Source organism: Celeribacter sp. SCSIO 80788 (assembly GCF_051054295.1).
GTDB lineage: Bacteria > Pseudomonadota > Alphaproteobacteria > Rhodobacterales > Rhodobacteraceae > Celeribacter.
Map to the genome: position 1 here is coordinate 2,129,056 of NZ_CP150482.1, position 14,601 is coordinate 2,143,656.

Sequence of the window (14,601 nt, forward strand, 5' to 3'; positions counted from 1 at the left end):
CTTACCCTTTCGGCGCGAGCAGCCGAAGCGCCGCTCTGATCAGGCCGGACGTGTCCGCCTCTGGCGCATCCTGCGCCGCCTGCGCCACGGCACCTGCGGCGTCAGAGGGAGAATAGCCGAGGTTTTGCAGCGCCGAAAGCGCTTCGGCCTCGGCACTTGCGTTTGCCTTCGGAGCAACTTTCTTCTGCACAGGTTTGGCAGAGGGCGCGGCCTCTTCGATCACCTCACCCACATCCGGTGCGGCCAAAGCCTCGGACAGTTTCCCACCCATCGACATCACCACCGGCGCCTTGTCCTTCAACTCGTTGACCACCCGCTGCGCGATCTTCGGGCCAACCCCCGGTGCGGCCTTGATCGCCGTCCAGTCGCCCAAAGCGATCGCGCGGCCCGTGGCCTTCGGCCCCAAAGTGCCCAAAATCGCCATCGCGGCTTTCGACCCGATGCCCTGCACCGAAATCAAAAGGCGATACCACTCCTTCTCCAACAGCGAGGTAAAGCCAAACAGCTGCAACAAATCCTCGCGCACCAGCATGTCGGTATAGAGCGACACAGGCGCGCCCGGCCCCGGCAGCGACATGCGTGTGCGCTCGGACACATAGACGATATAGCCGACACCGCGCACGTCGATCAGGACGTGATCCGTGCCAATGTAATCGATGACGCCGGTGAGTTTACCGATCATGAAGCGGCCTTTCTAAGCGCGTCTTGCAGCCGCGAAGAGGATTGCGCGTGATAGGAATGCGTAATCGCAATGGCCAGCGCATCGACCGCATCCGGGCCTTCGAGTTTCGCGCCGGGAAGTTGCAGCTTAATCATATGTTCGACCTGTTGCTTGGCGGCGTGGCCGACGCCGACGACGGTTTTTTTCACCGCATTCGGGGCATATTCGCCGATGGGAATCCCCGCCCGCGCCGGGACCAGAAGCGCAACAGAGCGCGCCTGCCCGAGTTTCAGCGTCGCAACGGCGTCTTTGTTGACAAAGGTCTGCTCGACGGCGGCGCTGTCGGGGCGGTAGGTTTCGACAATGGCGGTGAGCTGATCGAACAGCGACAAAAGCCGCGTGGCGAGATCGTCAGAGGAGGCCGAGCGGCAAATGCCGTTGGCAACATGGCTGATACGGGGGCCCGCGACATCAATGATGCCCCAGCCCATATTGCGCAGCCCCGGGTCGATGCCCATCACACGCATGATCTCACCTGCTCGTTTTATTCATTAAGAATGAGTTAGCACGAAACGAGAACATTTGCCAAGACTGGTTTGCCTGAAGCCCCTCGTTTCCACCGGAGCGCTGATCCGCCACCACAGGTGGCGACCGCATGACCGGCAATCAGCCCGCCCCTGCGGAGGCCCCGCCGCGAGCAAATATAAAAAGTGAAAACCCGCACCGGAGGGCGGTGCGGGTTTTGACGTGGCAGGGATCGGGCGACATGGAGGGAAACAGCCATCCGACCCCCGGTGAATATTTCTCAGCTCAGAAGCATCTTGCCCTGAAGCGCCAGCCAGACGGTGATCTGATCGGCATGCATGACCCAGGCCGCGACACGCTCAATCGCCGTCCCCTGCGCCAGTTCCTCAACCCGCATCGCATAGGACGCGGCACCGAGGCTCGCATAAAGCGCCGCCTTGAAGGCGATCACACCGGCAAGGGCGAAAAACACCAGATAGAGCGGCCGCCGCACCCCGCGACGACGCGGGCGGGCAATGATGAGACCATCCTGGTTAACCGAATAAACCGCTCCACGCTTGAGCGCACGCCTGCGCGCCTCAATGCGGGTGAGCCGTTTTTCCAATTGCTGCGAACCGGCGTAAGCCATAGCAGCCTCCTCGTGAACATCGGCCCCCACCGACTGAGACATTCTTGCGACGAAATGTGGCGGAATTGGGGCAAACGCGGCGAGAAGGAGGTTTTTGCCTTTGATTTTAGGCAGTTCGCACCATCGTTAGCGTCGTCCAGTCAACAATCTCCTGGCGCTCCACAAGATTAAATCCGGAGCGTGTATAAACCTCGACGACCTCATCGGCCTGCGGATTGAGAATCCCGGAGAGAATCACATGCCCGCCCGGTCGCACGTTCGCCGCCATGTCGGGAGCGAGCGCCACCAGAGGTCCCTTGAGGATATTGGCGAAGACCAGATCGAAGGGGGCTTTCTCGGACAGAACCGGGTGATTGAACCCGGCAGCTTCGAGACAGATCACCCGACCGGCAAGATCGTTGGCACGCACGTTGCTTTCGGCCACTTCGACCGCCACCTCGTCGATGTCGGAGGCATAAACCGTCTTGTCGGAGATCTTCGCCGCCGCCATCGCGAGTACGGCGGTGCCACATCCGATGTCGGCCACATTGTCGAATGTCTTGCCTTCCGCCATCAGGTGATCGAGCGCCTTCAAACATCCAAGCGTGGTGCCGTGATGCCCGGTGCCAAAGGCCATGGCCGCCTCGATCAGCAGGCCGATCTTGTCGGCGGGCAGCGTGTCGGCGTCATGCGAGCCGTAAACATAGAAGCGACCGGCCTCCACAGGGGCCAGATCGCGGCGCACCTTGGCGACCCAATCGGTTTCCGGCAGTTCGGAAATCACGAAATCCGGTGCACCGTTGGCCTTGGCCAGAAGCGCCAGAGCGATCTCGTCGGGGGCTTCGGTGAAATAGGCGCCGACCTCCCAGAGCCCCGAGCCGTCCTCGATCTCGAAGACACCGACGCCGGTCGGTTCCGGATCGAGAAATTCGAGCGCGTCGCCGATGGCTTCGGCGGGGGCTTTGCCCTTGGTCTTGGTGAAAGCGGTAAAGGTCGGCATGGCGGCACTCCGGACTTGGGTTTCCCCTAGGAGGTTTTCCCTGGGTGGTTTCCCCTGCCTTAGCTGCCCGGCGGGATTTTCACAACCCGCCGCCGGTTCTGGCCGAATTACGCGGGACTGTCGGGCCGCTCCATCTCTTCGTTCCACTGCACGGAACGCTCCATCGACAGTCCGACCGGACAGCTCACCCCGGTACCTCCAATACCGCAATAGCCGTTCGGGTTCTTCGCGAGATATTGCTGATGATAGCCCTCTGCAAAGTAGAACGCACCCGCAGGCAAAACCTCGGTCGTGATCGCACCGAAGCCCTTGTCCTGCAACAACACGTTATAGCCCGCAAGGCTCGCCTCCGCTTCACGGCGCTGCGCATCCGTCGTGACATAGATGCCGGAGCGATATTGCGTGCCCCGGTCGTTGCCCTGACGCATGCCCTGGGTCGGATCGTGGTTTTCCCAGAAGGTCTTCAAAAGCGTGGCATAGCTCACCTTTGTGGGATCGTAGACCACGCGCACCGCCTCGTTATGGCCGGTCTTGCCGGAGCAAACTTCCTCATAGGTCGGGTTCGGCGTATAGCCCGCCGTATAACCCGCCGCCGTGTTCACCACGCCCGGCACCTGCCAGAAGATGCGCTCGACGCCCCAGAAACAGCCCATGCCAAAGATCGCCTCCGCGCAGCCCTCGGGCACCGGCGCCTTGAGCGGCACATGAAGCACAAAATGCTCTTCCGCCGTGGGGATCGCATCGGGACGGCCCGACAGCGCCTCATCGGGCGTGGGCATGGTCAGTTTCTTGGTCAGAGCGGCAAACATGGCAGGTCTCCGTATGTGCGGTTTCCGCTCAATATAGTCTGCAATTGGGTTTGCGCCAATCGCTGATGCCACTCACTCGGCCGGGGCCGCACTGCGAACGCGCGGGAAGAGCCGCCATTCGTTGCCTTTCTCCGGGTGACGCGGGATCAGGGCGGAGAGGCCGACAGACCCCATCGCCAGCGCCGCCGCAAGGCCAAACACCGCCCCCGGAGACACCACCCAGAGATAGCCCAGAAGCGCAGGAAGGAAGACCGCCGCGATGTGGTTGATCGTGAAAGCCACAGCCGCAGTCGGCGCGATGTCCTCGGGGTCGGAGATCTTCTGGAAATAGGTTTTGAGCGCGAAAGCCAGACCGAACAGCATGTGGTCGATCACATAAAGTGCTGCCGCCACGAGCACGCCCCACCCGAGCCAGTAGATCCCGCCATAGGCCAGGAACACCAGCGTCAGCCCGATATATTCGAGCATGAGGACAAAACGTTCCCCCTTGATGAAGACGATTTTCCCCATCATCGGCGCGATGATCATATTGGCGAGATAGTTGATCAGGAACAGGCCGGTGATCTCTTCGACGCCAAGCCCGAATTTCTCGACCATCATGAAGGCCGCGAAGACCACGAAAATCTGCCGCCGCGCACCTGCCATGAACTGGAGCGCATAATAGAGCCCATAGCGGCGTTTCAGAATGAGCTTTTTGGCCTGAGGATTAGGCGCTTCGAACTGCGGATAGGCATAAAGCGCGAAGAGCGCCACGAGCGCGGTAAACCCGCCCGAGACCAGATAGACCAGATTGTAAGACAGATCGAAGGTCTTCCACGTCAGAACCAAAAGCCCATAGGCCACCAGAGAGGCCGCCGAGCCCGCCGCCAACAGACGCCCGAGCACAATCGGCGCCCGCTCTTTCGGCAACCATTGAAGCTGAAGCGATTGGTTCACCGTCTCGAAATAGTGAAAGCCGATGGAGGACAGCATGGTGATGGTCAAAATGCCGCCCAGAGACGGGAACCATGCGGTCACCGCCGTCGCCACCCCCAGGAGCAAAAGAGACACCACGCCCAGTACCTGTTCGCGCACGATCATAATGAGCGCGATCACCCCGATGGCCAGAAAGCCCGGAATTTCCCGCACGGTATGAAGCCAGCCGATCTGAACGCCTGTGAACCCCGCCACCTCGATGACGAAATTGTTCAAAAGCGCGTTCCATGTGGCAAAGGCCACGGGCATGGCGAAGGCCATCAGGAACAACAGGGACTCCGGTCGCCGCCAGCGCGGCAGGTGGGAGACATCATGGAGGGATACGGGTGCTTTGCTCATGATCCGCCTTTAGAGAGGAAATCCCCCTCTGAATAGCTGAAATTCCTGCACACCCCCCTCTGCAGATGGCTTGACGCATGGGGGCGCTCACCGCGATCATGGTCCACACTTCGCGGGAGGAGGACCGCCTATGGATATTCTGAGCCTTGTCGAAGGCATCGGCGAAAGCCCGACGGCTGCAATTTTCGGCCTGATCACCGGGCTGATTTTCGGCATCTCGGCACAGCGGTCGCAATTCTGCTTGCGCGCCGCCACGGTCGAATTCGCCCGCGGGCGGCTCGGCCCCAAGGTGGCCGTCTGGTTCCTGACGCTGTCGACCGCCATCGTCTGGGTGCAGGGAGCACAGCTTATGGGCCTGTTCCGCGAGGCCGACGCTCGCGTCATGGCGGTGCCCGGGTCTTGGTCCGGCGCCATCATCGGCGGGCTGATGTTCGGCGCGGGCATGGTGATGTCGCGCGGCTGTTCGGGGCGATTGCTCGTGCTCGCCTCCACCGGCAATCTGCGCTCCGTCGTCTCGGGCCTGATCTTCGCGGTCACCGCCCAGATGAGCCTCCATGGCATCCTCTCGCCTTATCGTGACCGGCTTGCATCCCTGTCGATCACCGGCAGCGAAAACATCAATCTCCTGAGCGCGCTTCACCTGCCAAACGGGTCCGGCCTCGCCCTCGGGCTCGCTTTTGCCGCGCTGGCGCTGTTCCTCGCCGTCAAAAACCAAATCGGGCCGAAAACATGGATTTTCGCCTCGGGCGTGGGCTTTGCGGTCGCGGTCGGCTGGTATCTCACATGGCAATTGGCGCAGGTCGCGTTCGATCCCGTGCCGGTCTCCTCCGTCACCTTCTCCGGCCCCTCGGCCAACACGCTGATGTTCTTTCTCGACCGCAACGCCGTTCTGGAATTCGACGTCGGCCTCGTTCCGGGCGTGGTGATCGGGGCCTTTGCCGCCTCGATGATCGCGGGCGAGTTCCGCTGGCAGAGCTTCGACTCGGTCCCCGTCATGCGCCGCTCGATGATCGGCGCGGTGCTCATGGGCTTCGGCGCGATGCTGGCGGGCGGCTGCGCCATCGGCAATGGCGTCACCGGCAGCTCGGTCTTCGCCGCCACCGCCTGGCTCGCGCTGTTCTGCATGTGGATCGGCGCGATTGCCACAACACTCCTGATCGACCGTCAAGCCGACCCCGCACTGGCCTGTTAACCCTTCTTTTGTCTAAAAATATCCCGGGGTGAGCTTGGCGCGGGGAACCCGTGCCAAGTGAGGGGCAGCGCCCCTTTTTACCAGAACGATTGCGGATCAATGTCGATCTGCAAACGCACATTGGCCGGCAATTTCACCTGTCCGACCCATTCCGCAATCGCGACCTGAAACGGTGCGGTTTTCTCCGCCTTGACCAAGAGCCGAATGCGATGTCGCCCGCGCACCCGCGCAATCGGCGCAGGCGCAGGCCCGAACAACTGCGCCCCCACGCGCTGCAAAGGCCCGGCAATCCGCGCCAGATGATTGGCGACATCGGACACCACCGCCAGATCCGGTCCCGACAGGATAATCCCCGCCATCCGGCCATAGGGCGGCACGCCCGCCATCTTGCGCTCGGCGGCCTCGGTCTGCCAAAACCCTTCCTCATCGCCGGCCAGAATGGCCCGGATCACCGGGTGCTCCGGCTGGTAGGTCTGGAGCAAAGCCACGCCCTTTTTCTCCGACCGCCCCGCGCGCCCCGCCACCTGCCGCATGAGCTGAAACGTGCGCTCGGCGGCGCGCAGATCAGAGCCTTGCAGCCCCAGATCGGCGTCGATCACGCCCACAAGCGTGAGGTTCGGAAAATTGTGCCCCTTGGCGACCAATTGCGTGCCGATGATGATGTCCGTGTCACCCTCGGCGATCAGCCGGATTTGTTCCTTCAAAGCCCGCGCCGAGGCAAAGAGGTCCGAGGACAGCACCGCGCATTTCGCCTCCGGAAACCGCTCCGCCACCTCTTCCGCCAACCGCTCCACGCCCGGTCCGACCGGCGCAAGACGCCCTTCGACGCCACAGGACGGGCAGGCCTCCGGCATCGGTTTTGTTTCGCCGCATTGGTGGCAGACGAGGCGTTTGAGGAACCGGTGCTCGACCATCCGCGCATCGCAATGGTCGCATTGAATCTGATAGCCACAGGCCCGGCAAATCGTCACCGGCGCATAGCCGCGACGGTTGAGAAACAGGAGCGACTGCTCGCCCTTCTCCATCCGCTTGCGCACCGAGCCGACCAGCGCGTCAGAAATAAACCGCGTCGCCGGAAGTTTCTCGCTCCGCATGTCGATCGCGTGCATATCGGGCATCACGGCGGGGCCATAGCGGCTCTCCAAATCGAGGCGCTTGTACTTCCCGGCCTCGACATTCGCCCATGTTTCCAGCGAGGGCGTCGCAGAAGCCAGAACCACCGCCGCCGAACAGAGCGACGCACGCAAAACCGCCATGTCGCGGGCGTTGTAATGCACCCCGTCTTCTTGCTTGTAGGACCCGTCATGCTCCTCATCGACCACGATCAGCCCGAGGTTCTGAAACGGCAGGTAAAGCGCAGAGCGCGCCCCGATCACCACCTGCGCACCGCCTTGGCCGACCATTTTCCAAACCCGGCGGCGTTCGGTCATGGTCACGCCCGAATGCCATTCGGCCGGGCGCGCCCCGAAACGGTCCTCGAACCGGGTCAGAAAGGCCGAGGTCAGCGCGATCTCCGGCAACAGCACCAGAGCCTGCCGTCCATGGCGCAGGCATTCGGCGACGGCTTCGAGATAGACCTCGGTCTTGCCGGAGCCGGTGACGCCTTTCAACAGCGTCGTGGAATAGCGCTCTGAGCCGACCGACTCACGCAGGGCAGTAGCCGCCGCCTCCTGTGCCTCGGTCAGGTCCTTGCCGGGCGCCTCGGCATCGAGGCGGCGATAGGGCAGATCGCGCGGCGTGTCCTCTTCGAGGATCGCACCAGAGGGCAAAAGCCCCTTGATCACCGACGTCGTCACATCCGCCGCATCCGCCAGTTCTTTGAGTGTAAAAGCCAGCCCGCCGTACTCCTCCAACGTGTCGAGCACCCGCTTGCGCGCATCGGTCTCGCGCGGCGGGCGGCCTGTCCCCCGCCGGTACACCTTGCGCATCGACGGCGGGTTCATCAGCCCCGGCGCACGGGTCGCGAGCCGCAGCATCGCGGGCATGGGCGTCAGCGTATAAGCCGCGACTTTCTCAAGGAAAACTCTCATTTCCTCGCGCATCGGCGCGACGTCCAGAACGGTCGAGACAGAGCGTGCCTTCGCGAGATCGAAGCCCCCGGCACCCGCCCCCCAGACACAGCCCAAAACCTTTCGCGGCCCCAAAGGCACCTCAACATAGGCGCCAAGCTCGACCCCGCCCTCGGGCGCTTTGTAGTCCAGCGTCCGGTCGAGCGGTTCGGTGGTCAGCACGGCGACAAGCGCGCCTTCGGGGAAGAAATCGGCATCCATGGATCAGAGATAGGCGTTTTGTCTGAGCCAAGCCAGACCCCCTTTCTCTGTGAGCCACATTCGACTATGTAGCCGCTAACAGTCAGGCGAAAGGAGAAGCGCCCATGAAATTCTTTGTCGATACCGCCGATGTCGATGCGATCCGCGAGCTCAACGATCTGGGCTTCGTCGATGGCGTCACCACCAACCCCTCCCTGATCAAGAAATCCGGCCGTGACATTCTCGAAGTCACCAAGGAAATCTGCGATCTGGTCGATGGTCCGGTGTCTGCCGAAGTCGTCGCACTCGATTACGACAGCATGGTCATCGAGGGCCGCAAGCTTGCGACCATCGCCGACAACGTCGTGATCAAACTGCCGCTGACGCTCGACGGGCTCAAGGCCTGCAAAACGCTCTCCGGCGAAGGCCACCTGATCAACGTCACGCTCTGCTTCTCCGTCAATCAGGCGATCCTCGCCGCGAAAGCCGGTGCGACCTTTATCTCTCCCTTCGTCGGTCGTCTCGACGACATCAACCTCGACGGGCTTGAGCTGATCGAAGATATCCGCACTGTTTACGACAATTACGGGTTTGAGACCGAAATCCTCGCCGCCTCGATCCGCACCGTGAACCACATTTCCGATTGCGCGAAAATCGGCGCAGACGTGATCACCGCACCGCCCGCCGTGATCAAGGCGATGGCGAACCATGTCCTGACCGACAAAGGTCTGGCGCAGTTCGTGAAAGACGCCGAAGACGCCGGCATCAAAATCGTCTGATCAAGATCGTCTGATCCGATCCGCTCAGGAAAATCAAAGAGTCCCCCGCGCCACAGGTTCGGGGGATTTTTTCTGCCTGACGCGAGGGCGGCCCCGCCTGCGGCCACAAACAATTGCGCCCGCCCCCGGTTTTCGGGCATAGTCGAAACAACGACCGGAAAACCGGCGGATCGAGACAGTAGACGAGGCACCATGAGTACCCAGCTTCCCCGGGCGATCACGCCCTTGGCCGATGAATTGCGCGAAAAGATCATCTCCGACCCGGATATGGTGCTCGAAGATCTGGACGTGATGCGCGCCCTGATCGCCGCCAATGAGCGCGGCACCGGAGCCAATGTGGTCGATCTGCGCGGGCTGGCGATGGAGCGGCTCGAAGAGCGGCTTGGACGGCTCGAAGACACCCATCGGGGCGTGATCGCCGCCGCCTACGAGAACCTCGCTGGCACCAATCAGATCCACCGCGCCGTGTTGCAGCTTTTGCAGCCCACGCAATTCACCGAATTCCTCAACGCGCTCTCGGGCGACGTGGCCCAGACGCTGCGGCTCGACAGCGTCAAACTGCTTCTGGAAACCAAGGTCACCGAAGAAGAACCCGCCATCCGCAAACTCGGCAAGGTGCTCTTGACCGCCGAGCCCGGTTTCATCGAAACTTATATCACCTATGGCCGCAACGTCCCCGTGCGCCCCGTCACCCTGCGGCAGGTCTCGCCCGAGGCCGATCTGATCCACGGTGACGGCTTCATCCACTCCGAAGCCCTCATGACCCTCGATCTCGGCCCCGGTCGCCTGCCCGGCCTGTTGATCTTCGGCGCCGAGGACCCGCATATGTTCCGCCCGACGCAGGGCACCGATCTTCTGGCCTTCTTCGCCGGTGTCTTCGAGCGGATGATGCGCCGTTACCTCGGATGAGCCTCGCGATTTCAGACGGGTTGCGGGATCGGCTTTCGAGCTGGCTCGATCACGAACGCGCCCTGAAATCCGCCTCGGAGCACACGATCACCGCTTACGCGCGCGATGTGTCCGGCTGGCTGTCGTTTCTGGCCGGGCATGAGGGTGGCACCTTCGGCGCGACCCAGATCGCGCGCCTCAAGATCACCGATATGCGGGCCTGGATGGCGCATGAGCGGGGCCGTGGCGTCGCGCCACGGTCGCTGGCCCGCTCTCTCTCGGCGGTCAAAACCTTTACCCGCTGGCTGGCTGAGCGTGACGGGTTCGATCCGACCGCGATCCTCTCCACCCGCTCGCCGAAATTCCAAAAGAAACTGCCCCGCCCGCTCTCTCCGGATGCCGCCCGCGACATGCTTGCGACGGTCGAGATGCAGCATGACGAGCCATGGATGGCGGCGCGCGACGTGGCCGTGGTGACGCTGCTCTATGGCTGCGGGTTGCGGATTTCAGAGGCCCTGTCGCTGACCGGGAATGCCCTGCCTTTGGGCGAGGTCATTCGCATCGTCGGCAAGGGCGACAAGGAACGGATCGTGCCCGTCCTCCCCGCCGCGCGCCGTGCGGTGGCCGACTATGTCCGGCTTTGCCCCTATGAGATGACGCCCGACGCCCCGCTGTTTCGCGGCAAACGCGGCGGCGCACTCAATCCCCGGCTGATCGCCAAGGTGACGGAAGCCGCGCGCATGCAGCTCGGCCTGCCCTCCTCCGTGACGCCCCACGCCATGCGCCACTCCTTTGCCACGCATCTTTTGAATGCGGGCGGCGATCTGCGGGCCATTCAGGAACTTTTGGGCCACGCCTCGCTCTCGACAACGCAGGCCTATACGGCCGTCGATGGCGCGCGTTTGCTCGACGTTTACGATGCCGCCCATCCGCGCGCGAAAAAGGCGTGACGCAATACTCCTCCTCACCTTTTGTTCACTTCTCTCTGCCTATGCTGAGCGAAGATCAGGGAAAAACGGGGAGTGACATGTCAGACACTGGCACGGGACCGGAGGGTGAGCGACCGAAATTGCAAGAGGTCGCAACCGTCACACGCATCACTCAGGAAGATTTCCTTGCGCAACTCGCGCAGATCGTCGCGCTTTACGATCAGGACGGCGACGGCATTCTGACCGATGAGGAATGGAAATGGCTGGAGGACGCGTTCCGCGACGCAGGCTGAAAAGACAGGCACCGCCCTCGAAGGGCGAGATGAAAAAACGGGGCCGAATGCCCCGTTTCCGTGTGTTCAATACTGGCAGCGCGCCTTAAAGGCGTGACGCTTTAGCCAAGCGCCTCGTCGCAACGTCCGCAGACGCCTGCGTGGCTATGCGTCCCCACATCCGGCAGGATTTTCCAGCAGCGCTCGCATTTGTGCCCCTCGGCCTTCTCAAAAACGACACCGATGCCTTCGACCTCGCCTTCCAGACGGAAGGCCTCGTTCGGGGCCGGATCGCCGGTGAGCGTGATCGCCGAGGTGATGCAGAGATCATCGAAATCGACGGATTTCAACGCCGCCAAAAGCGATGCGTCCTCAACATGTACGGTTGGCGCGGCTTCCAGAGAGGCCCCAATCACCTTGTCGCGGCGCTGCACTTCGAGGGCTGCGGTCACGACACGACGCGCTTTGCGGATGCCCGCCCATTTCGTCGCCAGATCGCCATCGAGCCAGCCCGGCGTGGCTTCGGGAAAGTCCACCAGATGCACGGAGCTTTCCTCGCCCGGGAAGCGTTCGAGCCAGACCTCTTCCATGGTGAACACGAGGATCGGGGAGAGCCATGTGGTCAGACGATGGAACAGGATGTCGAGAACGGTCAGGGCTGCGCGGCGACGGGTCGTATCGCCGTCGCAATAGAGCACGTCCTTGCGGATGTCGAAATAGAAGGAGGACAGATCGACGGTCGCAAAGTTGAACACCGCCTGCCAGACGCCCGAGAAATCGAAAGTCTCGTAACCCTCGCGCACCGTGGTGTCGAGTTCGGCCAGACGATGCAGCACCCAGCGCTCCAGCTCCGGCATATCGCGACAATGCATCCGGTCGGCCTCGTTGAAATCGCCGAGCGACCCGAGGATGAACCGCATGGTGTTGCGCAGGCGACGGTAGCTGTCGGCGGTGCCTTTGAGGATTTCCGGCCCGATCCGTTGGTCGGCGGTGTAATCCGTCTGCGCCACCCAGAGCCGCAAGATGTCGGCACCGTATTGCTTGACGATCTGCTCCGGCACGATGGTGTTGCCGAGAGATTTGGACATTTTCATGCCCTTCTCATCGAGCGTAAACCCATGCGTCACAACGTTTTTATAGGGCGCACGGCCTTTTGTGCCACAGGCCTGCAAGAGAGACGAATGGAACCAGCCGCGGTGTTGGTCGGTGCCTTCGAGATAGACATCGGCGATGCCATCGGGCGTGCCGTCTTCACGGTCACGCAGCACGAAAGCGTGGGTGGAGCCGGAATCGAACCACACGTCGAGAACGTCGAAGACCTGATCGTATTCCGCCGGATCGGCGATGCCGTCCAAGACCTTCTCTTTGAAGCCCTCTTCGTACCAAACATCCGCGCCGTTTTCCTCAAACGCGGCGGAGATGCGTTGGTTCAGCTCGTCATTGCGCAGCAGGAACCCGTCGTCGGTCGGCAGCAGGCCTTTCTTGGTGAAACAGGTCAGCGGCACCCCCCAGGCGCGTTGACGCGAAAGCACCCAGTCCGGGCGGTTCTCGATCATCGAATACAGCCGGTTGCGCCCGGTCTGCGGCGTCCATTTGACGAGCTTGTCGATGGAGGTCAGCGCGCGCTCCCGGATCGTGTCGCCATAGGTGCCCATGCCGTCATCGAGTGTACGGTCGACCGCGACAAACCATTGCGGCGTGTTGCGGAAGATCACCGGCGCTTTCGAGCGCCACGAATGCGGATAGCTGTGGGTCACACGCCCACGCGCGATGATGCCGCCCACTTCGACGAGCTTGTTGATCACCTCAGCGTTGGCTTTACCCTCTTTGCCCTTCTGATCGAACACCTGAAGTCCGGCGAAGAACGGCACATGCGGCAGGAATTCAGATTCCTCGCCGACGTTATGGGTCATCCGGTCGAGCCAGTTGCGTTTGACAAAGCACTCGTAGTCGTCGGCCCCGTGGCTGGGAGCGGTATGCACGAACCCGGTCCCGGCATCGTCGGTGACGTGATCGCCATCGATCATCGGGACGTCGTAATCCCAGAAGCCGTTTGCGCCTTCGGCGCCATTAAACGGATGATCAAGAGTCAGGCCGGAGAGTTCTTCGGCAGTCACATCACGCACACGGGTAAACTCGGTCACACGGGATTTGCCGAGAGCGTCCTCAGCCAAAGCATCGGCGAAAACATAGAGATCGCCCGGCGTCGTCCAGCTTTCTTCTTCGGTCGCTGCGACCTTATAGAGGCCGTAGTTGATCTTCGGATTGTAAGCGACGGCCTTGTTCGACGGGATCGTCCAAGGCGTCGTGGTCCAGATCACGACGCGGGCTTCAAGCAGGTCCTTACTCGTCAGCTTTGCACCATCCCCAGAGACGATACGCACCCTAAACGGCACCCAGATCGTGTGCGACTTGTGATCGTGATACTCGATCTCCGCCTCGGCCAGCGCGGTTTTCTCGACCGGCGACCACATCACGGGTTTCGACCCCTGATACAGCGTGCCGTTCATCAGGAACTTCATGAATTCCTCGGCGATCACCGCCTCGGCATGGAAATTCATCGTGAGATAAGGATCGTCCCATTTGCCGTAAACGCCGAGGCGTTTGAATTCCTCGCGCTGGATGTTCACCCATTCATCGGCAAAGGCGCGGCATTCCTGACGGAAGTCCACCACAGGAACCTCGTCCTTGTTCTTGCCCTTCTTGCGATATTGTTCCTCGATCTTCCACTCGATCGGCAGACCGTGACAATCCCAGCCCGGCACATAGCGCGCGTCAAAGCCCATCATCTGGTGCGAGCGCGTGATGATGTCCTTGATCGTCTTGTTCAGCGCATGCCCGATGTGCAGATGCCCGTTCGCATAGGGAGGGCCATCGTGCAGCACGAAAGACGGACGCCCGTCCGCCTTGCCCTTGGCGCGCAGTTTTTCGTAAACGTCGATCTTTTCCCAACGCTCAAGCCAGCCCGGCTCGCGGTTCGGCAGGCCCGCGCGCATCGGGAAATCGGTTTTCGGCAGGTTGAGCGTGTCTTTATACTCGGGTGTGGTCGTCTCGGAACACATTTTGAATTGTCCTTGGGAGGTGTGGGATGGTTCGAAATCGGCGCGGGTCTCCATACGCCTTGTCCCGGCGGCTCGCAGTCACCCACAAGTGGGTTAGAGCGCCGGGCTGATAATTCGAATAATGATCGCCACGAAAGTCATGCGGCACCTTATAAGACGGCGCTTGCGGGCGGTAAACCCGTCTTGGCACGCTGAAAATACGAAAAAGGGACGCCACATCTCCGGGCATCCCTTTTCATTTTGCTTTCTGGCGAGAAGGCGGCGGGGCTGGCGCTTAGCTGGCTGCGTCGCTGTCTGGCTGGATCGCGAAACTG

Annotated in this window: 13 protein-coding genes; 5 read left to right on the plus strand and 8 right to left on the minus strand. The window is 61.8% G+C overall.

Annotated features, from left to right (window positions below; genetic code table 11):
* Position 1 precedes the first annotated feature (1 nt).
* The 6 genes from ruvA to V1471_RS10825 all read right to left on the minus strand — a co-directional run bounded on the left by ruvA (position 2) and on the right by V1471_RS10825 (position 4,916).
* Complete coding sequence (gene ruvA, locus V1471_RS10800) at positions 2–682, minus strand: Holliday junction branch migration protein RuvA (RefSeq protein WP_434288676.1); 681 nt, start codon at positions 680–682, stop codon at positions 2–4.
* On the minus strand, positions 679–1,188 hold the full coding sequence (gene ruvC / locus V1471_RS10805) for a crossover junction endodeoxyribonuclease RuvC (protein ID WP_066705966.1): 510 nt from the start codon (positions 1,186–1,188) through the stop codon (positions 679–681). Before ruvC ends, ruvA begins: the two co-directional genes overlap by 4 nt.
* Before the next feature lie 278 nt (positions 1,189–1,466).
* Complete coding sequence (locus tag V1471_RS10810; protein ID WP_434288679.1) at positions 1,467–1,814, minus strand: hypothetical protein; 348 nt, start codon at positions 1,812–1,814, stop codon at positions 1,467–1,469.
* 106 nt (positions 1,815–1,920) lie between these two features.
* Positions 1,921–2,793 (minus strand): 50S ribosomal protein L11 methyltransferase, encoded by an 873-nt coding sequence (locus V1471_RS10815; RefSeq protein WP_434288680.1) that lies wholly within the window; start codon positions 2,791–2,793, stop codon positions 1,921–1,923.
* A gap of 107 nt (positions 2,794–2,900) precedes the next feature.
* Entirely contained in the window at positions 2,901–3,602 is a 702-nt protein-coding gene (gene msrA, locus V1471_RS10820; protein ID WP_434288681.1) for a peptide-methionine (S)-S-oxide reductase MsrA, read from the minus strand.
* 72 nt (positions 3,603–3,674) lie between these two features.
* On the minus strand, positions 3,675–4,916 hold the full coding sequence (locus tag V1471_RS10825) for an MFS transporter (protein ID WP_434288683.1): 1,242 nt from the start codon (positions 4,914–4,916) through the stop codon (positions 3,675–3,677).
* A 130-nt stretch (positions 4,917–5,046) separates the two neighbouring features.
* Between V1471_RS10825 and V1471_RS10830 the strand changes: the two genes are divergently transcribed.
* Positions 5,047–6,108: a YeeE/YedE family protein gene (locus V1471_RS10830; RefSeq protein WP_434288684.1), complete on the plus strand. Its 1,062-nt coding sequence runs from the start codon at positions 5,047–5,049 to the stop codon at positions 6,106–6,108.
* Positions 6,109–6,185: 77 nt separating this feature from the next.
* On the opposite strand, the gene V1471_RS10835 is transcribed toward V1471_RS10830, so the two are convergent.
* On the minus strand, positions 6,186–8,378 hold the full coding sequence (locus V1471_RS10835; RefSeq protein ID WP_434288685.1) for a primosomal protein N': 2,193 nt from the start codon (positions 8,376–8,378) through the stop codon (positions 6,186–6,188).
* Positions 8,379–8,482: 104 nt separating this feature from the next.
* Here V1471_RS10835 and fsa point away from each other — a divergent pair, with 104 nt between their 5' ends.
* The 4 genes from fsa (at position 8,483) to V1471_RS10855 (ending at position 11,246) form a co-directional block, all read left to right on the plus strand.
* On the plus strand, positions 8,483–9,136 hold the full coding sequence (gene fsa, locus V1471_RS10840) for a fructose-6-phosphate aldolase (protein ID WP_434288686.1): 654 nt from the start codon (positions 8,483–8,485) through the stop codon (positions 9,134–9,136).
* Between the two features lie 192 nt (positions 9,137–9,328).
* Positions 9,329–10,045, plus strand: coding sequence for a DUF484 family protein (locus tag V1471_RS10845; RefSeq protein ID WP_434288687.1), 717 nt, complete (start codon positions 9,329–9,331; stop codon positions 10,043–10,045).
* The gene (locus tag V1471_RS10850) at positions 10,042–10,974 is read left to right on the plus strand and encodes a tyrosine recombinase XerC (RefSeq protein WP_434288689.1); all 933 of its coding nucleotides are present in this window, start codon (positions 10,042–10,044) and stop codon (positions 10,972–10,974) included. Before V1471_RS10845 ends, V1471_RS10850 begins: the two co-directional genes overlap by 4 nt.
* Before the next feature lie 77 nt (positions 10,975–11,051).
* The gene (locus V1471_RS10855) at positions 11,052–11,246 is read left to right on the plus strand and encodes a hypothetical protein (RefSeq protein WP_434288691.1); all 195 of its coding nucleotides are present in this window, start codon (positions 11,052–11,054) and stop codon (positions 11,244–11,246) included.
* Positions 11,247–11,347: 101 nt separating this feature from the next.
* Here the strand turns inward: V1471_RS10855 and ileS are convergent, their stop codons facing one another.
* Positions 11,348–14,287, minus strand: a complete 2,940-nt coding sequence (gene ileS, locus V1471_RS10860) for an isoleucine--tRNA ligase (protein ID WP_434288693.1) — start codon at positions 14,285–14,287, stop codon at positions 11,348–11,350.
* Positions 14,288–14,601 lie beyond the last annotated feature (314 nt).